Genomic DNA, 21,820 nt, shown 5'->3' on the forward strand with positions numbered 1-21,820 from the left:
TATTCATTTGACTGCTGGTTATTTATGTTAAGTTCCTATTTGCAAAGGTGAATAGGAATTTTTCATGTGTAAGGGCTGTCTTTTTTCGTGAAAAAGAAAAAAATGAAATTCATTGCTCGAATCATTTGAAAACGTTGGTCTATCAACGTACAATATATGAAATTAGGAAACACGACAGCGTAAAATTGGTGTATAATGTTGTGGTATGAGGAAAGAAAGCAGGTTGACAAAAATGGTAAGCAAAATGAAAGTAAATGCAGTTATAGAAACGCACAAACATCATGCACTCTTAGTGAGGAATATACTAGGTGTGGGACATAAGGTGAATACATGAAAAACTGGCTGATTTTCATTTCTGTCTTTATGGTTTCCTTGTCACTTGTTATAAGTATTTTAGTACTCTGGAAAGCCGAGGCTCCGTTCCGGTCAATTGAAGAGCAGGCTGAACAGTTGGCACTCGATGCCAAATCCCTTGCAGTTGTTTCGGAGTCCTACACATATAATGGCAAAAATTCGTATGTCACTGTGTTCGGGGTAGACGAATATGGTGAAAAAAAAGCTGTCTTTGTTCCGACGAATCTAGAAGAAGATTCAATTCAGGAAGTGTTTTTGAAAGATGGTATTACGGAAAAGCAAGCATTATCGGTTTTTAAAAATGAAGGAAATGTACAAAAGGTTCTACATATGAAATTAGGCTATGAAGAGCCCGGGGTTGTTTGGGAGATTACGTACGTCAACGATCACGATAATCTTAACTATGTCTATATTTTGTTTGAGAACGGCGACTGGGTGAAGCGCATCAAGAACTTATAAGAGGAGTAGATTCCGAATGAAAAAACTATTAGCAAACCGTGTAAATACTTTAACGCCATCTTCAACTTTAGCAATTACTGCGAAAGCTAAAGAATTAAAAGAACAAGGCATCGACGTTATTGGCTTAGGCGCTGGTGAACCAGATTTCAACACACCACGCAATATTTTAGATGCTGCTATTGATTCAATGGAAAAGGGCTTGACAAAATATACACCAGCTGGCGGTCTTCCGGTGCTTAAAAAAGCGATCATTGACAAACTACAACGCGACAACAGCCTTACATACAAACCGAACGAAGTCATCGTAGGCGTTGGTGCAAAACATATTCTGTACACTTTGTTCCAAGTTATTTTAAACGAAGGCGATGAAGTTATTATCCCAATTCCATACTGGGTTTCTTACCCTGAGCAAGTCAAATTAGCAGGCGGTGTACCAGTTTATGTTGAAGGTACTCGTGAACAAGGCTATAAAATTACTGCAGCTCAATTACGTGCGGCTGTAACAGATAAAACAAAAGCGGTCATCATTAACTCACCAAGCAATCCATCTGGTATGATTTATTCACGTGAAGAGCTAGCAGAATTAGCTGCTGTTGCAGAAGAAAAAGATATTTTAATCGTGTCAGATGAAATTTATGAGAAGCTTGTATACAATGGTATAGAGCATTTTTCTATTGCTGAAGTTTCTGATGCAGTGAAAGCACGTACAATCGTAGTAAACGGTGTAGCAAAATCACACTCTATGACAGGGTGGCGTATCGGGTATGCAGCAGGTGATGCAGACATTATTAAACCAATGACTGACCTTGCTTCGCATTCTACTTCAAACGCAACAACAACTGCACAATATGCAACTGTGGAAGCTTATAATGGACCTCAGGACACGGTGGAAGAAATGCGTCAAGCATTCGAAGCACGTCTTGAGAAGATCTATCCACAGCTTAGTGCAATTCCTGGCTTCAATGTCTTAAAGCCACAAGGAGCGTTCTACTTATTACCAGATGTAGCAGAAGCTATGGCTCATACTGGCTATGATTCAGTAGATGCATTCGCTGCGGATATTTTAACAGAAGCAAACGTAGCGGTAATTCCAGGCTCTGGTTTTGGTGCACCAACTACAATGCGATTATCTTATGCTACATCTTTAGAATTATTAGAAGAGGCAGTCCGTCGAATTGATGCATTTGTAAAATCAAAATGGCAAGACTAATCCTTCTAACCAACTTTGGAGGATACCTATGAAAAAAATTATGATTCAGGATATGCCACAGCATATCGGCGAAACAGTCAAGCTAGGTGCTTGGTTATCTAACAAACGATCAAGTGGGAAAATTGCTTTCCTACAATTACGCGATGGCTCAGGCTTTGTACAGGGCGTAGTTGTCAAGGAAGAGGTAGGCGAAGAACTTTTTGCGATAGCAAAAGGAATGACACAAGAAACGTCGATGTACATTACGGGTGAGGTTAAAGCAGATGAGCGTTCAAGCTTTGGCTGTGAGCTTGTTGTAACAGGCATTGAAGTTTTGCATGCGGCGACCGATTTCCCAATCACGCCAAAAGAGCACGGTCCGGAGTTTTTAATGGATAACCGTCACTTGTGGTTACGTTCTCGTAAGCAACATGCAGTGATGAAAATCCGTAACGAAATCATTCGTGCAACATACGAATTTTTCAACAACAATGGCTTCACAAAAATGGACCCACCAATTTTGACAGGCTCAGCTCCTGAAGGTACTTCTGAGCTCTTTGCTACAAAGTATTTCGATGAAGATGCATACCTATCTCAATCGGGTCAGCTTTATATGGAAGCGGCTGCGATGGCGTTAGGAAAAGTATTCTCATTCGGTCCTACGTTCCGTGCTGAAAAGTCTAAAACACGTCGCCACTTAATTGAGTTTTGGATGATCGAGCCGGAAATGGCGTTTGTGGAATTTGAAGAAAACTTAGAAGTACAAGAGCAATACGTTGAACATATTGTGCAATCTGTTCTGGCAAACTGCAAATTAGAATTAGAGCGACTTGGCCGTGATACATCAACACTTGAAAATATCAAAGCGCCTTTCCCTCGTATTTCTTATGATGATGCCATTAAGCTATTACATGAACAAGGTTTTGACGATATTGAATGGGGTGATGACTTTGGTGCACCACATGAAACAGCCATTGCCAATTCTTTTGACAAACCTGTATTCATCACATGCTACCCAGTAGGCATCAAACCGTTCTATATGCAGCCACACCCAGAGCGTGACGACGTCGTATTATGTGCAGATTTAATCGCACCTGAAGGCTACGGTGAAATCATCGGCGGTTCAGAGCGTATCCATGATTACGATTTATTAAAATCTCGACTTGAAGAACATAATTTATCATTAGATGCTTATGCTTGGTACTTAGAGCTTCGTAAACAAGGTTCTGTGCCACACTCAGGCTTTGGTCTAGGATTAGAAAGAACAGTGGCATGGATTTCAGGTACAGAGCATATCCGTGAAACAATTCCATTCCCACGTTTATTAAACCGTTTATATCCATAACCGTTTGGTAACAAACTTAAAACAATTAAAAAGTCGCGTAGTGAAATTTCTACGCGGCTTTTCTACTTAACTAGAAAGAAGGAGTCATGTCTACATGAGCACAAATAATAATCGACTCCGTACGTGGACTGAGCAGAGAACGATTCAAATTCCTCAGCTATTTTTTCAGTTTTATAAGGAGTTAAACATAGAGGATGAAGAGGCCCTGATTGTGGTGCATTTACTTGCTTTTCATATCGAGGGCAATGAATTTCCTACACCCAATGATTTGATGAGCCGCCTAACAATGCCTAGTGATGCCATTTCATCACGCCTACAGCGCTTGATGCAGAAGGGCTTCCTCGAAATTACACGTGATGTTGATGCAGGTGGCAAAATATACGAAAAATATTCTGTTTACCCACTGTGGGAGCGCATCATGCAAATCATTGAAATGAAGGAACAAAAAAAATCGGCAACTACCCTTCGACAAGAAGAAGGCGAATTATTCCGTTTGTTTGAAGAGGAAATGGGGCGTCTTTTATCTCCTTTAGAGCTTGAAAAAATCGGTTTTTGGCTAGATGAAGATAAACACAGCCCAGCACTTATTAAAGAGGCGCTCAAAGAAGCTGTGTTTGCTGGCAAACTGAGTATTCGCTATATTGACCGTATTTTATTGGAGTGGAAAAAGAAAAATATTATCACACCTCAGGCAGCGCAAAAGCAAGGTGAACAGTTCCGTGAAAAGCAGAGTTTTAACAGACCACCAGCCCGTACAACACAGAAAGAAACCCAGTCGACAAACAAAGTAGCTTTTTATAATTGGTTAGAAGAAAGAGAATAGGGGGGCTTCGAGGCATGTTAACGAAAAAACAATGGGAGCATTGTCTAGCAGAGATGGACCGAATGTTTCCCGATGCACATTGTGAGCTTGTTCATGACAATCCATTTGAGCTAACAATTGCTACATTATTATCCGCACAGTGTACGGATGTGCTCGTCAATAAAGTAACGAAAACATTATTTCAAAAATATAAAAAACCAGAGGATTATTTAGCCGTACCTTTAGAGGAGCTGCAGCAGGATATTCGTTCCATCGGCTTATATCGTAATAAGGCAAAGAATATTCAAGCACTATGTGAACGCTTGCTTGTTGAATACGGTGGGGAAATTCCTGCAAGCCGAGAAGCATTAGTGACATTGCCTGGAGTAGGACGTAAAACAGCCAATGTTGTGTTATCTGTTGCCTTCGATGTCCCTGCACTCGCTGTGGATACGCATGTAGAGCGTGTTTCTAAGCGATTAGGATTATGCCGCTGGAAGGATTCCGTGCTAGAGGTGGAGGAAACCATCATGAAAAAAACGCCTATGGATAAATGGTCGAAAACCCATCATCAGCTTATTTTCTTTGGTCGTTATCATTGTAAAGCACAAAATCCAGGCTGCCATACATGCCCGTTACTGGGGGATTGCCGGGAAGGACAAAAACGTTTGAAAAAAGGGCTGGTGAAGGAAGCATGAATGTAGAGGCAATAGCAAAGGATAAAATCGATACATGGTTTACTGAGTGGACGGAGCTAGAAGGCCGAATACATGGTGCGCATGATTCCCGTAACGGCTCAGCACAGGGCTTGATGGAGCAAGGGATTGCTTTGTTTCAGCGTTTAGTGCAGGAAGCCGGTGAAGAAGTCATGCCGATAAATGGCATGGAGCGCTTAGCCTTTATCCAAGCAAAACCAGGCCAATACGCATGTTATCGGCAATTAGACGAATTATTTAAAGAAACAAAAAAACGAACAGCCCGCTTACGGCTACAGGCAGCAAAAGGTTAGTGTAGACGGATAAAAGTGATAGAGTGGCGGATAGAAGTCTCGAAATGACGGATAGAAGTGTCAAAGTGACGGATAAAACGCGCCGAGTGACGGATAGAACCAAACAACCCAAACAAACCGAACAACTCCATAGCATGAAAAAAAGCAGAGAAGCGTATGAGCTTCTCTGCTTTTTATATTATTCAGTGCTTTCGTCTTCACCATCGGGCGCTGTAGGTTCGGTTGGCGGTGTAGGTGGTTGACCACCGTTATTGTTGCCGTTATTGCCATTTCCGTTCCCATTCCCGTTGCCGTTATTGCCGTTATTGCCATTATTCCCGCCGTTATTGCCGTTGTTTCCATCGTTGCCGTTGCCATTGCCATTATTGTCACCTTGATCTGGTGGCGTTGGGTTCTCGATGTCTGGTTCGTCTGGATTTTCAGTCTCTAAATCCTCTTCAGGCATACTTGTCACTTGGAAGGATGTGGTACCGGGCTCACTTTGTGTACCATCAAAAATGGCTACTACAGAAATGACGTAATTGCCATCAGCTAATGTGTTGCTGACTGTTAAACCTTTACTCTCAGTAGCACCAAGATCAAATGTTTCTCCACCTTCCAGTGTGGCAGTTACTTTAAATGTAGTCGGCAGTGGCTCGTTTGTTTCTGGATCTAACAATGCGTCATGTTCCCAGCCGATATTGATAGATTGACCACCCAAGTCTAAGCTTGCACTTACATTGTAAGGTGTTGATAGTTCAGGTGCCTCGTATTCATTCGAAACCACTGTAGGTTCAGTACCTCGAACGAATAATTCCGTTTGACGTAGTTCATTCGGTGTGAAGTCACTCGCTAATTTTAGTGGGTTTGAGCCAACTTCAATTGTCGCTTCTACTACAGAGCTCGGTTTCGTGAAACGAGCTGTCTCAACATTTGCTGAAAGGTCTTTCATAATATTTTTAAATAACTCTTGTGGTAATCGACGTTCATCCCATGTCGTAATTGGATCAGAACGTTTTTCATAACCACTCCAAATAGCGATAGAGTAATTGGTTGTGTACCCTGCAAACCAAGAATCCGGCACGCTCGTATTTGGTAAATTATATTTGTTAAATTCATCGTTAGAATAGTTTGTTGTACCTGTTTTACCAGCAATATCTAAGCCTGGAACATTGGCAGCTTTACCTGAAGCATCAGGCTTGTTGCCCACAACGTCACGTAGCATATCAGTGACCATATAAGCTGTATAATCACTCATTGCAACTTTCGGTTCCGGTGTATAGTTTTTCGAAGTTTTGCCATCACGGTAAACAATTTTTGTAATCGCGTAAGGGTCTGTATACACACCGTTATTGCCAAATGCTGCATAAGAGGCTGCCATTTGGATAGGGGACATGGTAATATCACCACCACCGATTGCATCGGCCTCATAAACATTTTTGGCATCGATACCTAAGCGACCGATAAATTCTTTCGCCTTATCTGCGCCTACTTCTTGCAATGTTTTTACTGCGGGCACGTTACGAGAAGCATATAAAGCCTTACGTGCCGTCATTGTACCCATATATTTGCCATCCCAGTTCGTGATGGTTTGTTTTGTACCTGTATAATTCATGCGCTCATCGACAAGCGTTTGACCTGTTGACCATTTTAAATATTCGATTGCAGGACCGTAATCAAGGAGTGGCTTCATCGTAGAACCTGGATGATTCATTGTTAAGTCATCTGCAAAGTTGAAACCACGTTCAGCACCGTAGTTACGTCCACCGCCAACTGCTTGAATTTGACCAGTTTTTGTGTCAACGACAGCTATACCTGACTCAATGTTTTCGGTAGGGAAGTTAGCGTCATCATTCATAATGTTTTCTACTGTTTGCTGTGCATTCGGGTCAAGTGTTGTATAAACTTTAATGCCCTCTGCCATGGCAGTGCCATCACCGTTATTCTCAAGTTCATTAATGACGATATCTAAGAAGGCATCATATTTAGAGCCTGCAAATGATTGACGTGTTGCATCATCAGCTAGACCGGCTGTCACTTCCACTGCTTTGGCTTCGTCCATCTCAGCCTTTGTAATTTTACCGTGTTGTAACATTAAACCTAACACTATATTACGACGTTTCTCAGCAAGTTCTGGATTTTTCAATGGATTGTAGGCATTTGGACGTTGCACCATACCTGCAAGTAATGCTTCTTCATCTAGCGATAATTCACTTAGCTCTTTACCATAAAAATATTGGGATGCTGTTCCAAAGCCGTAGATACGACCAGACATCAGCATTTTGTTAAAGTACATTTCAAAAATTTCTTCTTTTGAATATTTACGCTCAAGCTGGAAGGCAAGCCAAGCTTCTTGAGCCTTACGTTTTAATTTTTTCTCGTTTTGTAAAAATGAGTTTTTGACAACTTGTTGTGTTAATGTCGATGCACCTTGTGCGCCAAAGCCATCACGGAAGTTGGCAAGAATGGCCCCACCGAGACGATAAAAATCCATCCCATGATGTTGGAAGAAGCGAACATCTTCTGTGGCAAGAATGGCATTGACCATATCCTCAGGAATATCTTTATATTTTACATATTTTCGGTTTTCTGCACCGATTGTCGCAAAAATTTCACCGTTTTTATCGTAGAATTCGGAAGAAACCGGGTCCTTCAATAATTCTTCATTTAGTTCAGGTGCGGTGCTGGCGTAATAGGCAAATAATCCGGCGCCCCCGATAAATCCTACAACTCCAATGGCTACCAAGGTTAGGAAAATGCGCTTGAACCAGGTTTTCACCGATGATGTTGATGTTGATTTTGGTGCTTTCTTTTTATTTTTTTGAGAGCGAGCTTTTTGATGCTCACCGCGTGTTTGACGACGTTCAGTCATTCTACTATCTCCTCACTTTCAAAGCCATGACTTTTTGCACCGATGAGCTGCTGGAGAACGGGTAAATAATCGATACGTGGATAATAGCTTGTTGGAATTTCATAGGCTACTTTTTCGATTGTCGAAAAGGGTATCGATTTGCGTTCACCATTGGCCATCGCTTGCCAGGCCTTTTGTAAAACTTCGTATGGCACCATAAAGTAACGTTCAAAAGCTGAAAAACGAATAATTATAAATGCCACACCATTTTGTTCCGTCACTTGCTGCATATGAGTCATTTGATGTGTGTGAATATTTTTTAATGGAAAACTGGATTTTGAGGCAGTTTCCTTTGCATCAAAATCAATATAATGCCCATTCCAGACACCATTATAGTCTGTTGTAGAGGGCGTTCGAAAATAAGCTTCTTTAATAACTGCAGCGCTTCGCGATGGATACTCTACTTTGACGATTTGTACGGGAACAGGTTTCTTGTGAATGATGGCAAGCCGCCTTTCTAAATAATAGTCGTTTGCTTCATTAATTTCATCCTCTAGTGTCTTACCTCGATTACTATAGGAGAAATCTTTCGTTTTTCCCTGTTTCTCTACTTTAGTGACAGATGAAGCAGGGGTATACAATTTCCCATTTGGATAACGAATTGTCATTTAGATCACCCTCTATAATACTGCTATTATACACAATAGTTTACCATGATTCAGTAGAAGTTCTCCACTGCTGTTAATATAGAGGATGAAGCTGTTTTTACATGCCAATTAGTGGTCAATCAGCCATCAATTACATAAAGAAGGCTGCGTGTCAGAATGTGAAGCCCTGTGGAAAAATCTCTGTGTAGTGGCTTCCGCTATAGAAGGTAAAATCGCCGTTAGAAGTCGAAAATGCGCTTTGTATAGTAGCTAATTTTCGCTAATATATCCGTCAACATTTCCGATAAATCTCCAGTTTCATCGGTGGAGAACCATGCAATTGCCCTGTGGAATTGGTACTATTTTGAAGCAAAGTTTTTCATTGTCATTGATCGTTAAAAATATTTATCGAAATACTTCTTCTTTCAGCTAACTTACGCTTATTTTGTCACGCATGAAGGTAATTTTATACATGCGAGGAATACATAAGTATAGTAAAAGGAGGCGTTGTATTGAATAAGATAAAACAATTAGTTGCGCAGCTGGATCTAGTCAATCAATTACTTTTAACGAGAGTGTCATTGGAAAACAATGCACATAGCCTGCAATTTTTTATGCAGCTCAAATCTGTAAGCCAGAAAGTAAGCTTAGCAGAAAAGAACTGGCAAGTAAAGAATGCTTGTTCGCCTATTAGTAGTGAAAACTGATAGACTTTGGTACACTATCCTCATAAGATTAAAATAAATGAGGTGCGAAATTGTTATTGATACAGCAAACTTCCATATTAATAGATGAATGTGACAAATGTGTTTCACGCTTTTGGCAAATGCGTGAGGAGGATCGTGCGCCAGATTTTTTTGCAGAGGTTAAGCCACATGCTGATGAAATCCATCAATTATTGAAGGTTTGGCAGCAGGAAGCAAATGCCTGGATTGAAAAAAATCGGCCTAAATATATGCATACACAACAAATTGCTTCAGCGGTTGAATCGATGGAGCAATTTGTTGTGCAATCCTTTTATAAAGAAACCAGTAAAAAACGTTTTTTAGATGCAACCCATTCAGCTTCCTTCACACTGAAAAATTTTTATCGCTTAGTGAAGGAGGAGCATACAGATGCTATCGAAAAAACGGACCATTAGTGAACTCTTGAACGAATGGCGATATGATGATGAATTAAAAGAGCGTATCATACACTGGCAAACGTTAGAGGGGCGCGATGCAAAACTTGCTCCTTTCCCGGGAAATTTGCATCCTTCACTCGTCAAAGCGTTACATGCTCGTGGCATTCATCAATTGTATACCCATCAGCGTGAGGCATTTGACCTGGCAACGAGTGGGCAATCGTTTACCGCTGTTACACCAACGGCATCAGGTAAATCTTATTGCTATCATTTACCAGTCTTACAAAAGATTTTAGAGGACCGAAATGCACGTGCAATCTATTTGTTTCCGACCAAAGCTTTAGCACAGGATCAGAAAAATGATTTAAATGACTTGATAGAACAAAGCGGAGAGGACATTTTAAGCTACACGTATGATGGGGATACTGCACCTGGTATTCGTCAAAAAGTTCGTAAAGCAGGTCATATCGTAATGACGAATCCGGATATGCTGCATTCAGGTATTTTACCGCACCATACAAAATGGGTGGCACTCTTTGAAAATTTGCAGTATATCGTTATTGATGAGTTGCATACATATAAGGGTGTATTTGGTTCACATGTTGCGCATGTTATTCGAAGACTCAAACGTATTTGTGCATTTTATGGGAGCAATCCTGTCTTTATTTGTACGTCTGCGACCATTAAAAATCCACAAGAGCTAGCAGAAAATTTAACGAATGATACACATAGCTTAATCGCCGATTCTGGAGCACCGGTTGGCAAAAAAACTTTCTTGTTTTACAATCCACCCATTGTCCATAAAACTTTTGGTGTGCGTCGCAGTGCGGTATTGGAAGTAAGTGATGTGGCAAAAAGGCTCTATACAGCAGGCATTCAAACCATCATTTTTGCTAAAAGCCGAGTGCGTGTGGAAATGATTGTTACCTATTTAAAGGAACTGACGCGTGATAAGTTGCTGGATGAATCAGTTCGTGGCTATCGAGGCGGCTATTTACCTTCGGAGCGACGTGTTATTGAACGTGGACTTCGTGATGGGACCATTCAAACCGTAGTTAGTACAAATGCGTTAGAACTAGGGGTAGATATTGGTCAATTACAGGCCTGTATTATGACGGGTTACCCGGGAAATATTGCGAGTGCATGGCAACAAGCGGGACGTGCAGGGCGTCGACAGGATGAGGCGCTCATTATCTATGTGGCACAATCTACAGCACTCGATCAGTATGTCGTGAATCATCCGCTGTTTTTACTTGGCAGTGCACCTGAGGAGGCCCGAATTTATCCTGAAAATATGTTAATTTTGATGGACCATTTAAAATGTGCGGCCTTTGAACTGCCTTTTACCACACAAGATATGTACGGTGAATATGATATTCAAGAATTGCTCGACTATTTGGCGGATGAAGGCATTATCTTTAAAACTAGTGATAAGTGGCATTGGATGAGTGATCGTTTCCCAGCACATGATATTAGTCTTCGTTCGGCCTCGCAGGAAAATGTCGTCATTATTAATTTGACGGTACCTGCTCAGACAAAGGTTATTGGAGAAATGGACCGTCATAGCGCAATGACTTTGCTACATGAAGAAGCCATCTATTTGCATCAAGGGATTCAATTCCAAGTCGAGAAGCTTGATTGGGAGGAAAAGAAAGCGTTTGTGCGTGAGGTCGATGTTGATTACTATACAGATGCTAATCTAGCGGTAGAGATGAAAGTGTTGGAGGAGGATCGTAGCCGCACTTATGGTGGGGGTGCAATTAGTTTCGGTGATGTAGGCTTAGTAGCTCAAGCTACGATTTTTAAAAAAATTCGTTTTGGCACACACGACAACATTGGCTCAGGTCCCATTCATTTACCACCTGATGAAATGCATACAAGTTCGTCATGGTTATCGTTTGCAGCGCCAGAAAAATGGTCAGAGGAAGAATTAACAGATGCTATGACGGGAGCTGCCTATGCGATGAATGCGTTTATCCCGCTATTCATCCAATGTGATAGCAGTGATGTAGCAGTCGTGCCACAAGTAAAGGCAACCCATAACGAGCAACCGACGTTTTTTGTCTATGATAAGTACCCTGGTGGCATCGGTTTAAGTGAAAAGGTCTACGAATTGTGGGAAGAGCTTCTAGTAAAGACACAACATCATGTGGCAAATTGTCCTTGTGAATCAGGCTGTCCATCCTGTATAGGAGCGCAAGATTCTTTCGGTAATTTAAAACAAAAAGTAGTCAAGCTTCTTCATATTTAACACGAGATACCAAAGAGGGTTTGAGAGGAAAAGTCTAGGGCTAATCCTTCAAGCCCTCTTCTTTGATTAGTTTTTGAAGCATTTTACGGTTAATTCCTGTTAGTTTTTGAAGTTCATGTCCAGAAGCGACAGGGTGTTTCTTCAAAGCAGAACGAAGCAACTTCAGTCATTCTGTTCTCAGCTCGTTATTGCCCTTTGCTGGCACTATATTTTTAAATTCAGGCAGGTATTAAGAACATCTTCATCACTGAAACATATCGCTCACAAGCACGCCAAAATTATCTCTATGCACAAGGGCGAACTAGAGCAGGGCAGATTGTTACTTGGACATTGAATAGCAATCATAAATCTCGCTTAGCATGGGATATTGCTGTTGGCCCCCCACAATCTCTATATAATATGACTACATTAAACTGAGTAGGAGCTATAGCTAAAAAGTTAGGCATAGAATGGGGAGGTACTTGGACGAATGCTATTGACCGACCGCACCTTGAAGTGAAAACGAATTGGTTAATGCCGAAGGGCTACAAAGTAGAAGGACAAGTAATTGTACCAAGCAACAGTAAATATAAAGTTCAATTAATTGTGGATGACAAAAAGGAGGAAATTAAAGTGACAAGAATCCAGGTTCACCAGCTATGAAAACTGAAACAGAAAATTTTATTGCACAAGCTGTTAAGGATGGCATCATTAAGGAATCGCATTTGAAAGATTAAAAGAATGGTACTATGACAACTGATTGTTTAGTTGGACTGTACATTGCGATTCAGCAACGAAGAAGCAAATAGAAAAAGCGAAGACCAAGATAGCCTAATTGCCATCTTGGTCATTTTCTAATTCATGATTAAAAATTTATATAACTATCTTCATCTCTGTCCGGGTCATAATATTGAAAATCTTTTATTCCGTGTTTTTCCTGTAAGTATTCTTTTACTATTTCTATATCTTTACCGAAAGTAGGAAAAGGTGAGCTTCCGAATCTTATTAAATAGGGTCCTTCTTCAGATATAGAAGCGTATAGTATTTCTTTATCATCGTAGTGAAAATCGACATTCCATCCTCTATAACAAATCAAATAAGTTCCGTCGTCTCTTAGTCCGCATTTGTCTTCATAAGGAACGATGTTAACATTACATATTTTATCATTTATTAAAAATGAATTCATGTTGCCTTACTCCTTTATAAATTATATTTATACATTGCATTTTAATGGGAATTTTTGATTAAGTACATCATTATTTTAATCCAGAGATTGAACCTCCGTATATGGAACCGTAAGTACGGTAGTGGGAAAGGTCAGCTAGCCAAAATTAATGGCTAGCTTCATACTTGAATAGTTATGATAATTTTTCCATAACTTCTTGAATAAAAGAATTTCTATATTCAGATTCAAAAATAGAAACACTCAATTAGTAAACATGATGTATGTATCAAAAAATAGCAAAATCAATAAAAGGTGAGTCAAAATTATAAAAGTAGTTGGTGATTCATTTCAGGTACTTTGTTTTACAAGGCAAGCAAAGGGTACTTTTATTATCAGCAATGTTCTTGCAGTAACTTCAGTCCATCGACAGCGTGAGGTTATATGGGCTACGAGGATATGCCTAATCGTCCCATTATTTGATAAAAATCACCTCATTCTTTTGAGGTGATTTTTTTATTGAACATTTAAGTTAAAATTGATGACTATTTCTATAAGGTATGAGGGGGTAGTGATATGTTTAAGTTTATTAATAATAAAAGAGAACACGTTTTGAAACGCAATGTCTTACTTGTGAGAATATAGTAAATTTTCAAAATATTATAGACAAACCGAAATTTTCAGTTTATCTATAATATAAGTGTATATGAAATTATTGCTACCTTTTACTCCAAAGCTTTGGAAACAAAATTAAACATATAGGTGTTCATCTTAGGCCCACCATTTATAGGGTTCCCATTAATAACGAATGAACCTCTATGAACACCTACAATTTGATTGTCAGTGTTTATTAATGCTGAACCTGATTGACCTGGTGCAGTATCAATTGTATAAAAGGCTACAGATGCATCCTCTCTAGTAATATTTCCTCTCATACCGAATTGAGAAATTTCACCACTTGCCTGCATTAAATCTCCCGGATAACCATAAATATCGATATTTTGATTAAGAAGATTATTTACCTGTTTTATTCCGAGAGAACCTGCAACATCTCCCGCCTGTTTATTGTCTTTTGATACATCTAAAACAAGAACAGCGAAGTCTTCGGAACTAGAACCAGTTGAAGCCCAATTAGCAGCTACATAATAATCATTGACATTATAAGATCCAAACAATCCAACACTATTATTTACGCCAGGGTAAACCTTTGCACTAGTGATACTTTCTTTTGTTTCTGGCTTTATTACACAATGTCCATTTGTTAGAACCTTATTTTTTCCAATTAAAGTACCAGTACAAGAACCACCTGTCCCATCAGGCCACTGTATTTCAATATACGTAATTGCACTATATGGCAATTCTTTCGTATTCTCTACTTTTTTTCTACTATCTTCATCGATGACAATACGTGATGATATTTGTATTGGGTCATTAGAAATAAAGTCATTAATAATAACTGGTGGCGGTGTAAGATCGATATAGGAATGACTCTCTATGATGGAATCAATCTGAACGGGTGAAATTTCTCCTGTACCTTGAATACTTGGTATTTCATTGTTAAATTGCGAATTACTGTTTTCGAATTCTTCGTACTTAATTACCTCACCTTTTGAATTTACCATGTCATAAGGATGAGACGCTTGACTTGGATCAAAAGAGAAATTCCCTAAAGACCCTTCAGCAAAAACATTCATAGGAACTAATAAGAACATAAGCATAAAGAAAAACTTAAAAGTAATTTTTTTCATTTTATTCCTCCTTTTATTTTGATATTTACAGTTTAATGGAAACAAAATAAAAAATAAAGAAAAATTTTGAAAATTTTCAATTTAATAACTCTTCTAATAATTCGGAATGCATTTTTAATATTTCTATACGAATAACTTTCGTTTTTGCTCGGTTGGACTCTGAAATTTCAGTGTACCAAATTCTCACCCATTATTAATACCTTTCATGAGGTGTAGGGTGATAGATGAAATGCATACAAACTAATTGTGGTTATCGTTTGCAGCGCTAGAAAAATGGTCAGAGGAAGAATTAACAGATGCTATGACAGGCGCTGCCTATGCGATGAATGCGTTAATCCCATTATTCATCGTATAGGCAGCGATGTAGCAGTCGTGCCACAAGTAAAGGCAACCCGTTCCTCGAGTTCTAACCAAGTTTTTATTGTTAAAACTGGAGGGAAATCATTCCCTTCTGTCGAAATGATGTTAGATGAAAGGAGAAGTTTAAATGATTGAAATAATTTATGATACGGGTTCACTTGAAGGCTCTTGTTATATAGAGATTCTACCTGATAAATATAAAGGTGAATACTGGAATACTACTTCTATTTTCTTTACAGAAGACAACTTTGGTTACATTATGCCTGCCTTAGAGAAGTGCTACAAGAAATTTGATTACTATGCTTTCAATGAAATAGATATAGACACTTGGAGTTTAATTAATAAGGAACTCGAAAGAATGAAACAATACTTAGCTAGTAATCCAAATCCTAGTTCATTAAAAGATGTTTTAGGGTTTCCGTTCGTCTTTTCTGAGAAAGAGTTTATAGAGAACTATGATACAAATATCAAGCAACTTATTTTCATGATTACTGAATTGCAATCTTGGATAGAGCAAAAAAGTTTTTCAACTAAGTTCATTTCTGTTTTAGGAATCTAATTAATGAGGATCCAAGACTTTAGTTTTGAAGCCTTAAGAAAGTAAATAATCAACCTTTGAAAGATCAAATCAAAAATAATTTCGGCACGCTCAATTGATCTGACCCAAAAAAGTTAGACATATTTAGTTAAGCAACTTCTAAAACCTGAGTTCGGTACTCCACCGGGCTTAGGTCTTTTAATTTTGCCTTCATTCGTTTGTGATTGTAATAAAAAGAATGAACCAGAACCTATTGGTTTTGATAAACATTTCGCTCCAACTTGTGCACGAGAATATTCTTATCGCTATGACAGTTATGACGCTAAACATGAGACGCTAAAGTACACACGTCCTCATGAATGTAACGATTGTCCATTGGCTCACGATAGCTTATGTCAAAAGGTTTATAAAATGAAAATAACAAAAGATCTTAGACGATATACGGCTCCAGCAAGAGGCTCGAAAAAATGGAACCAACTCTATAAGGCGCGAAGTGCCGTTGAACGTGTAAATGCCTATCTAAAAGGCTACTTTCTATTGAATCAGATTTACCATTGTACAGGGAAAAAAGCTAAAGTTCATTTCGATTTAGTACACATTGCATACAATGCATCCAGACTAGCGATGGATAGACTTAGATATACTAATCTTCAAGAATCTACAGCATCATAAGGTATTTCATTCGTTTTTTTAAGTAATCATTCAATATTCTGCACGTCTATGATTTTTTAAAAATACGTATTATGAAATTGATTCAGTTAAAAACTTAAAAATTTTCATAATTTTAAAACTTTTTGAAATTAGACGATTCAGATTTTTGTCAATGGGCACAAGTCATGCAAGTGATAATTTATCAAACTCTAAAATAACAGATGGATCTCAAGTTAAAGTAAGTATTACAAATGATGAATCAGGTAAAACTACGTATTTAGAACCAATAGTCAATGATAATCTGAAGTGGAATATGTTTGGTGGGAAGATGGTAGTCCAAGAGCCTGGTCTAGTGTTAAAGTTCAAGTAACTGGGATGACTGGAACACAAACAGTCAAATTGGACATCACATTTCCAAATAAATAATTTAACTATGTATGATTATAAGTCTTAAGATAAAAAAATGGTCTTACCTCTGTCAAGTAGTCAATTTAAAATAGGATTATGCAGCCATCTGGCGTCGATGTTCAATCGGTGTCAGATGGCTGATTCGTTTTTGAAAACGTTGATAATTGTAAAAATAAATATATTCTTCCACAGCTTGTATCATTTCTTCGAAGGTTTTTAAATGAACTAGATAAGTTTTAGTAGTATTTATTAAGAAGTGATAGAAAGTTTTTCTATTATTTTTCTTAGATATGATTCTGGGTGAATATTCAATGATTCATAATTCTGAATATCTAATATATTGCATAAAAAGAACTAGCATTTTGATCGTTTTTTTGAAACGCGAATTTTTCTTTTATTAATCTAATCGCTGTTTCATGTAGTGAATTGTCTTTTTATTAAATGACTACTTTAATTGCTAAATTTTATTTTTTATCATATTTGTCCGAAATACGTAGCGAGGATGAGTTATACTGGTGGTAAGAAAACAGCCTATTTGAAATTGAAGATATGCATGTTACACGTATTTTATATAAGCTTCAATAACAATTGTTCGGGCACGCACGCTAACATTGAAATCAATACCCTCCAGATAATATATACAAGCTGTTCTTGGTTATCGTTGTCAGCACCGGAACGTATCATATTAGAGAACTGCGCTTGTGAGGCAGAGCAAGGATAGCTTGCAGCAGGCAAAGGGAAGCGTACTACAATAATTTAATAGGCAGAAAATGAGTGAAGTCGATGTCTTACGAAAATAAAATCTTACAAATGAAAAAAATGCTCGGTAAAAAAGCGCACAGACCAGTTAAAGTAGAAGAAAAACCAGTTTTTCAAAAGCCGGTCATTCCAAATTATACGCAACAGTGGGAGAATGCTGGATTGACACGTGTAAATAATGACTATGGCATTGTATTTAAACGCCAGGTACATTATCCATTTACCTACCAGCATGGCCATTATCAATTGCAGGCATTTTTTGACGCATTAACAAAATGGCAGACAGCTGAATTCGATCATCCCTATGCATTAGCAATGGACGAAAAGGTGTTATTTTTTGATACAGAAACGACGGGCTTAAAAGGCGTGGGCACACAAATTTTCCTGCTTGGCTTTCTAGAAGTTACCGACGAAGATTTTGTCTTAACGCAATATGTTCTTGCTGACCCAGCACATGAAGTCGCCTTGCTATTTGAGTCCAAGCTATGGCAAAAAACGGCGACCATGATTACTTATAATGGCAAGAGCTTTGATTGGCCACAGCTTGAAACGCGTTGGACGCTCAATCAAAAACAATTACCTAAATTACGTACGCAACGTCAAATTGATTTGCTGCATAGCTCGAAGCGTTTATGGAAAAATGATATGGAACGTATGAAATTGAAATCTGTAGAAGAAGAGAAGCTTGGATTTTTACGCGTCGGAGACATCCCGGGCTTTTTAGCGCCGATTATTTACTTAGATGCTGTGAAAAGTGGCGCGCCAGATGCCCTTATGAAGGTACTGCTGCATAACGAATGGGACTTACTTTCGCTCATTACCCTTTATGTTCATTCTACTAATTTATTATTTGAAGAGGCGAACGAGGAATCTGCAAAGACCTACACGAATATTGGGAAATGGTATGCGGATTTAAAGGAGAGCTCGCAAAGCGTGAAAGTTTTAGAAAAAGTAACCACACAATTCGATGCACTTGAAGCGGGAAATGCTCAATTTTACTTAGCCATGCAGCATAAAAAAAATAAAAATTATAATGAAGCGATTGCTGCCTTTGTGGCTGCACTTCATTTTATTGAGCCGAGGAAAAAATTACAGGCGTTAGAGCAACTAGCAATGATCTATGAGCATCAATTCAAAGATTACAAACAGGCCCTTATTTATACACTAGAAGGCATACAACTGATTAATAAGACAGAGGAATGGCGAGTTGAACAAAAGCAAAAATGGGAAATTTCTTGGGAAAAACGATTGCATAGATTAGGAAATAAGAAATAATTTCCCGGGTAAGCGCAAGAAACGACAAGTTTAGCCTTACAATTGAGGTATTCAGACGTTATAATGTTATGAAATATGCTATAATGAATTCGTGTATGTAGTGTGAGGAAGGGCGATGTGAATGGACATTAAATTAACTTCAAAAATGATTCTTGAAAAAGAATTTAAGAAAAACTTTAAAGGCTACAATGTAGAAGAAGTCGATTCATTTCTTGATGAAATTATTCAAGATTATGAAACGTTTGAAAAAGTAGTGGCCCAACTGAGAGAAGAGAATAGACAGCTTAAAGAAGAAATCGAAAATACACCAAAGAGACAACCGCAACCTGCAGTATCAGCAGCAGGTACGACAAACTTTGATATTTTAAAACGTCTTTCGAATTTAGAAAAACATGTATTTGGTAGTAAGTTATACGAATAAATTTTGCCAATTACATTGTATTTATCATAAAACTCTAGTATAATCTTTCGTATCATCATGAAATTCGAGTAATCGCTGCGGCGCTAGACGTCGTAGAGGAAAGTCCATGCTCACACGGTTCTGAGATGACCGTAGTGTTCGTGCTTACTGAAAAAATAAGGTAAGGCAGCTTAAGGCTGACGGCGGAAGGAAGACCTAAGTCTTTATGATATGGTTGAAACTTCCTGAAAGTGCCACAGTGACGAAGCTTGCTTGGAAACATGCAAGGTGGAACGAGGTAAACCCCACGAGTGAGAAACCCAAATTATGGTAGGGGCACTCTCTTGAAGGAATTGAACGGATAGAGGGACAGAGTTTATCTCTGTAGATAGATGATTACTGCCCGGCTGTACGAGGCGCAAGCTGTTTGAGTACTCGGGAACAAAACATGGCTTACTGAATTTTTTGATGTTTATCTCGAATAACAAGCGCTCTCCAATTTGGTGGAGAGCTTTTCTTTTGAACTTATTAAGAAAGTATAAACTTATGAATCACTGTTTAGTTATTTCCACCACCTGTTCAAGGACAAGCTAACAAGATGTTGGCTATGCCTTTGTCGCTCCACTATCGCACAAAAAATCTCTGAAGTCGTCGTAGCTCTTGCTACGTTCTCTGTAGATAAATTGTTGCTTGGAAATGACTTTTTGACAATGCGTGTGTGGGTGTGACTGCGCTTTACTTATGAAAATGAGGGTAGTATAGAGAGATAGGATGGAGCGGAAACATGAACGAAGTGAACAATTGGAATAGTCTGGAGAAGCTTAATTCGATTTCCAAATATCCTACTGCCTTAATTACGAAAATCTTCGAAAATGTATCTGAAGGCATCATGATCACGGATAAACATAAAAAAATAGAGATGGTAAATCCCGCATTTGAATTCGTTACAGGATATAAGCGAGATGAAGTTATAGGGAAAACACCGGCAGTATTACAGTCAGGTGTACATGAATTGCCTTTTTATTTAAATATGTGGGAAAAGATACGACAAGAAGGAATTTGGCAGGGTGAAATATGGAATCGCCGTAAAACTGGAGATGTCTATCCTGAATGGTTAACCATTTTAGGCGTCACTAATAATGAGGGAGAGATTTCAAATTACTGTGGCATTTTCACAGATTTGTCAGAAAGAAAAATAGTAGAAAATGAGCTTGAAAAACGGTTGTTAACAGACTCATTAACGGATGTATCAAATCGCTTTGCTTATATTGAGAGAATGGATAGTCTGCTAGAATCGACTTCTACTATTTCTCATTCAGTACAGCATGCAGTCTACTTTCTTGACCTGGATCGATTTAAACAAATTAATGATACATTAGGGCATGGAGTAGGAGATACAATCCTTGTAGAAGTGGCAACACGTCTGCAAACATTGCTGAAAAATAAAGACATCATTGCAAGGTACGGTGGCGATGAATTCATCATTACATTAACAAATGTGAAAAATGTTCGAGAAGCAGCAAAGTTTGCTGAGCAAATTATTCAGATTATTGAACAGCCGATGGACATCAACGGCCAAAATGTTTTTATCTCAACGAGCATTGGTATTAGCATGTATCCGGCTGATGGCGAAACAACCGAACAGCTTACGCACTGCGCAGATAAAGCGATGACGTATTCAAAAAAGAATGGGCATAATGGCTATTCCTTTTATTTTGATGAGTTGCAAACAGACTCACAGCGTGTATTATTGTTAGATTCAGAGTTACGTAGAGCGATAGACGAGCGTGAATTCGAGCTATATTTCCAACCGAAAATAGATATGGAAAATGAACAAATCCAAGGCTTAGAAGCACTCGTGCGTTGGAATAGTGAAAGCCTCGGGTTTGTATCGCCGGCAGAATTTATTCCATATGCAGAGGAAACGGGCTTAATCATTCCACTCAGTGAAATCATCTTAGAAAAAGCTTGTGAGGCAGTCGTAAAATTGCAGCAATTTGGTCTTAAAATTCCGATTGCGATTAATATTTCAAGCATCCATTTCAAACAGCGGAACTTTTTAGAGTCCGTGCAAGCAATTCTAGAACGTTATAACACGCCTGCCACAAATTTTGAGATTGAGGTGACGGAGCGTACTGTTATGAACAGTGCGACTGAAACGGTCAGCAAGTTAGTTCGTCTCAAACAGCTAGGCTTTAAAATCTCAATTGACGATTTTGGTACAGGCTATTCATCTTTAAGTTATTTAGTTCGATTCCCACTCGATTGTTTAAAAATTGATCGTAGCTTTATTCAGCACATATCCACACTCGATGAAAAACAAGCAGTCGTGGATGCGATTATTCAAATGTCGCATCGCTTAAAAATGAAAGTTGTCGCTGAAGGTGTAGAACAAGCACAACAAGTGGATATACTACGTAAGATGAACTGTGATATAATTCAAGGCTATTATTACAGTAAACCATTACCATTCCATGAGTTACTTGAATTTATTGAGTTTTGGGAAATTGAGCATCAGGGAAGGAAATAAT

General features: G+C 38.6%; 20 protein-coding genes, 1 other RNA gene and 2 pseudogenes. 17 read left to right on the forward strand and 6 right to left on the reverse strand.

Annotated elements, in window-relative coordinates:
* Positions 1–330 precede the first annotated feature (330 nt).
* The 6 genes from H131_RS09580 (at position 331) to H131_RS09605 (ending at position 5,158) form a co-directional block, all read left to right on the forward strand.
* Positions 331–813, forward strand: a complete 483-nt coding sequence (locus H131_RS09580) for a cell wall elongation regulator TseB-like domain-containing protein (RefSeq protein ID WP_010858915.1) — start codon at positions 331–333, stop codon at positions 811–813.
* A 16-nt stretch (positions 814–829) separates the two neighbouring features.
* The gene (locus H131_RS09585; protein ID WP_010858916.1) at positions 830–2,023 is read left to right on the forward strand and encodes a pyridoxal phosphate-dependent aminotransferase; all 1,194 of its coding nucleotides are present in this window, start codon (positions 830–832) and stop codon (positions 2,021–2,023) included.
* A gap of 28 nt (positions 2,024–2,051) precedes the next feature.
* On the forward strand, positions 2,052–3,347 hold the full coding sequence (gene asnS, locus H131_RS09590; protein WP_010858917.1) for an asparagine--tRNA ligase: 1,296 nt from the start codon (positions 2,052–2,054) through the stop codon (positions 3,345–3,347).
* Between the two features lie 94 nt (positions 3,348–3,441).
* Positions 3,442–4,170, forward strand: coding sequence for a DnaD domain-containing protein (locus H131_RS09595; RefSeq protein ID WP_010858918.1), 729 nt, complete (start codon positions 3,442–3,444; stop codon positions 4,168–4,170).
* A gap of 14 nt (positions 4,171–4,184) precedes the next feature.
* Positions 4,185–4,847 carry an endonuclease III gene (nth, locus tag H131_RS09600; protein WP_010858919.1) on the forward strand — a complete coding sequence of 221 codons (663 nt, stop codon included), beginning with the start codon at positions 4,185–4,187 and terminating at the stop codon, positions 4,845–4,847.
* Positions 4,844–5,158 carry a YpoC family protein gene (locus tag H131_RS09605; protein WP_010858920.1) on the forward strand — a complete coding sequence of 105 codons (315 nt, stop codon included), beginning with the start codon at positions 4,844–4,846 and terminating at the stop codon, positions 5,156–5,158. Before nth ends, H131_RS09605 begins: the two co-directional genes overlap by 4 nt.
* A gap of 178 nt (positions 5,159–5,336) precedes the next feature.
* On the opposite strand, the gene H131_RS09610 is transcribed toward H131_RS09605, so the two are convergent.
* Both H131_RS09610 and recU read right to left on the reverse strand, forming a co-directional pair.
* Positions 5,337–8,009: a transglycosylase domain-containing protein gene (locus tag H131_RS09610; protein WP_010858921.1), complete on the reverse strand. Its 2,673-nt coding sequence runs from the start codon at positions 8,007–8,009 to the stop codon at positions 5,337–5,339.
* On the reverse strand, positions 8,006–8,656 hold the full coding sequence (recU, locus tag H131_RS09615; RefSeq protein WP_010858922.1) for a Holliday junction resolvase RecU: 651 nt from the start codon (positions 8,654–8,656) through the stop codon (positions 8,006–8,008). The genes H131_RS09610 and recU overlap by 4 nt, the downstream gene beginning before the upstream one ends.
* A 491-nt stretch (positions 8,657–9,147) precedes the next feature.
* Here recU and H131_RS09620 point away from each other — a divergent pair, with 491 nt between their 5' ends.
* The 4 genes from H131_RS09620 (at position 9,148) to H131_RS25310 (ending at position 12,651) form a co-directional block, all read left to right on the forward strand.
* Positions 9,148–9,342 carry a hypothetical protein gene (locus H131_RS09620; RefSeq protein WP_010858923.1) on the forward strand — a complete coding sequence of 65 codons (195 nt, stop codon included), beginning with the start codon at positions 9,148–9,150 and terminating at the stop codon, positions 9,340–9,342.
* A 50-nt stretch (positions 9,343–9,392) separates the two neighbouring features.
* Positions 9,393–9,776, forward strand: a complete 384-nt coding sequence (locus tag H131_RS09625) for a YppE family protein (protein WP_036130042.1) — start codon at positions 9,393–9,395, stop codon at positions 9,774–9,776.
* On the forward strand, positions 9,751–12,009 hold the full coding sequence (locus H131_RS09630; RefSeq protein ID WP_010858925.1) for a DEAD/DEAH box helicase: 2,259 nt from the start codon (positions 9,751–9,753) through the stop codon (positions 12,007–12,009). The genes H131_RS09625 and H131_RS09630 overlap by 26 nt, the downstream gene beginning before the upstream one ends.
* A gap of 444 nt (positions 12,010–12,453) precedes the next feature.
* The gene (locus H131_RS25310; RefSeq protein ID WP_230491891.1) at positions 12,454–12,651 is read left to right on the forward strand and encodes a hypothetical protein; all 198 of its coding nucleotides are present in this window, start codon (positions 12,454–12,456) and stop codon (positions 12,649–12,651) included.
* A gap of 202 nt (positions 12,652–12,853) precedes the next feature.
* On the opposite strand, the gene H131_RS09635 is transcribed toward H131_RS25310, so the two are convergent.
* On the reverse strand, positions 12,854–13,174 hold the full coding sequence (locus tag H131_RS09635; RefSeq protein ID WP_010858926.1) for a hypothetical protein: 321 nt from the start codon (positions 13,172–13,174) through the stop codon (positions 12,854–12,856).
* Between the two features lie 701 nt (positions 13,175–13,875).
* Positions 13,876–14,898: a trypsin-like serine peptidase gene (locus tag H131_RS09640; RefSeq protein WP_010858927.1), complete on the reverse strand. Its 1,023-nt coding sequence runs from the start codon at positions 14,896–14,898 to the stop codon at positions 13,876–13,878.
* A 487-nt stretch (positions 14,899–15,385) separates the two neighbouring features.
* On the opposite strand from H131_RS09640, the gene H131_RS09645 reads away from it, so the two are divergent.
* Positions 15,386–15,817 (forward strand): hypothetical protein, encoded by a 432-nt coding sequence (locus tag H131_RS09645; RefSeq protein WP_010858929.1) that lies wholly within the window; start codon positions 15,386–15,388, stop codon positions 15,815–15,817.
* 127 nt (positions 15,818–15,944) lie between these two features.
* On the opposite strand, the pseudogene H131_RS25315 reads toward H131_RS09645, so the two are convergent.
* Positions 15,945–16,028 (reverse strand): annotated as a pseudogene (locus tag H131_RS25315) (IS3 family transposase); the annotation flags it as partial.
* Here H131_RS25315 and H131_RS09650 point away from each other — a divergent pair.
* Together H131_RS09650 and H131_RS09655 are read left to right on the forward strand one after the other, a co-directional pair.
* Positions 16,025–16,468, forward strand: a pseudogene (locus H131_RS09650) (transposase); the annotation flags it as partial. The pseudogenes H131_RS25315 and H131_RS09650 sit on opposite strands and share 4 nt — an antisense overlap.
* A gap of 151 nt (positions 16,469–16,619) precedes the next feature.
* Positions 16,620–16,817 (forward strand): hypothetical protein, encoded by a 198-nt coding sequence (locus tag H131_RS09655; protein ID WP_036130048.1) that lies wholly within the window; start codon positions 16,620–16,622, stop codon positions 16,815–16,817.
* Positions 16,818–16,949: 132 nt separating this feature from the next.
* Here H131_RS09655 and H131_RS26110 read toward each other — a convergent pair whose 3' ends face one another.
* Positions 16,950–17,171 carry an IS3 family transposase gene (locus tag H131_RS26110; protein ID WP_419185162.1) on the reverse strand — a complete coding sequence of 74 codons (222 nt, stop codon included), beginning with the start codon at positions 17,169–17,171 and terminating at the stop codon, positions 16,950–16,952.
* Positions 17,172–17,638: 467 nt separating this feature from the next.
* Between H131_RS26110 and H131_RS09660 the strand changes: the two genes are divergently transcribed.
* The 4 genes from H131_RS09660 (at position 17,639) to H131_RS09670 (ending at position 21,819) form a co-directional block, all read left to right on the forward strand.
* A complete protein-coding gene (locus tag H131_RS09660; protein ID WP_010858932.1) occupies positions 17,639–18,889 on the forward strand; it encodes a ribonuclease H-like domain-containing protein in 1,251 nt (416 codons plus the stop codon).
* Positions 18,890–19,010: 121 nt separating this feature from the next.
* Entirely contained in the window at positions 19,011–19,310 is a 300-nt protein-coding gene (gpsB, locus tag H131_RS09665; protein WP_010858933.1) for a cell division regulator GpsB, read from the forward strand.
* Positions 19,311–19,370: 60 nt separating this feature from the next.
* Positions 19,371–19,750: RNase P RNA component class B (rnpB, locus tag H131_RS23615), an RNA gene on the forward strand.
* 323 nt (positions 19,751–20,073) lie between these two features.
* On the forward strand, positions 20,074–21,819 hold the full coding sequence (locus H131_RS09670) for a GGDEF domain-containing phosphodiesterase (RefSeq protein ID WP_010858934.1): 1,746 nt from the start codon (positions 20,074–20,076) through the stop codon (positions 21,817–21,819).
* Position 21,820: the final 1 nt, after the last annotated feature.

Origin of the sequence: Lysinibacillus sphaericus OT4b.31, from assembly GCF_000392615.1 — a bacterium.
Taxonomy (GTDB): Bacteria; Bacillota; Bacilli; order Bacillales_A; family Planococcaceae; genus Lysinibacillus; species Lysinibacillus sphaericus_B.

Bases quoted from the DNA above. Each gene is read 5' to 3' on its own strand.
- H131_RS09630 (WP_010858925.1), top strand. From the start codon at position 9,751: ATGCTATCGAAAAAACGGACCATTAGTGAACTCTTGAACGAATGGCGA.
- H131_RS09660 (WP_010858932.1), top strand. From the start codon at position 17,639: ATGTCTTACGAAAATAAAATCTTACAAATGAAAAAAATGCTCGGTAAA.
- H131_RS09635 (WP_010858926.1), bottom strand. From the start codon at position 13,174: ATGAATTCATTTTTAATAAATGATAAAATATGTAATGTTAACATCGTT.
- H131_RS09580 (WP_010858915.1), top strand. From the start codon at position 331: ATGAAAAACTGGCTGATTTTCATTTCTGTCTTTATGGTTTCCTTGTCA.
- gpsB (WP_010858933.1), top strand. From the start codon at position 19,011: ATGGACATTAAATTAACTTCAAAAATGATTCTTGAAAAAGAATTTAAG.
- H131_RS09595 (WP_010858918.1), top strand. From the start codon at position 3,442: ATGAGCACAAATAATAATCGACTCCGTACGTGGACTGAGCAGAGAACG.
- H131_RS09640 (WP_010858927.1), bottom strand. From the start codon at position 14,898: ATGAAAAAAATTACTTTTAAGTTTTTCTTTATGCTTATGTTCTTATTA.
- H131_RS09605 (WP_010858920.1), top strand. From the start codon at position 4,844: ATGAATGTAGAGGCAATAGCAAAGGATAAAATCGATACATGGTTTACT.
- recU (WP_010858922.1), bottom strand. From the start codon at position 8,656: ATGACAATTCGTTATCCAAATGGGAAATTGTATACCCCTGCTTCATCT.
- H131_RS09670 (WP_010858934.1), top strand. From the start codon at position 20,074: ATGAACGAAGTGAACAATTGGAATAGTCTGGAGAAGCTTAATTCGATT.
- H131_RS09585 (WP_010858916.1), top strand. From the start codon at position 830: ATGAAAAAACTATTAGCAAACCGTGTAAATACTTTAACGCCATCTTCA.
- H131_RS09645 (WP_010858929.1), top strand. From the start codon at position 15,386: ATGATTGAAATAATTTATGATACGGGTTCACTTGAAGGCTCTTGTTAT.
- H131_RS09610 (WP_010858921.1), bottom strand. From the start codon at position 8,009: ATGACTGAACGTCGTCAAACACGCGGTGAGCATCAAAAAGCTCGCTCT.
- H131_RS09655 (WP_036130048.1), top strand. From the start codon at position 16,620: ATGGGCACAAGTCATGCAAGTGATAATTTATCAAACTCTAAAATAACA.
- nth (WP_010858919.1), top strand. From the start codon at position 4,185: ATGTTAACGAAAAAACAATGGGAGCATTGTCTAGCAGAGATGGACCGA.
- asnS (WP_010858917.1), top strand. From the start codon at position 2,052: ATGAAAAAAATTATGATTCAGGATATGCCACAGCATATCGGCGAAACA.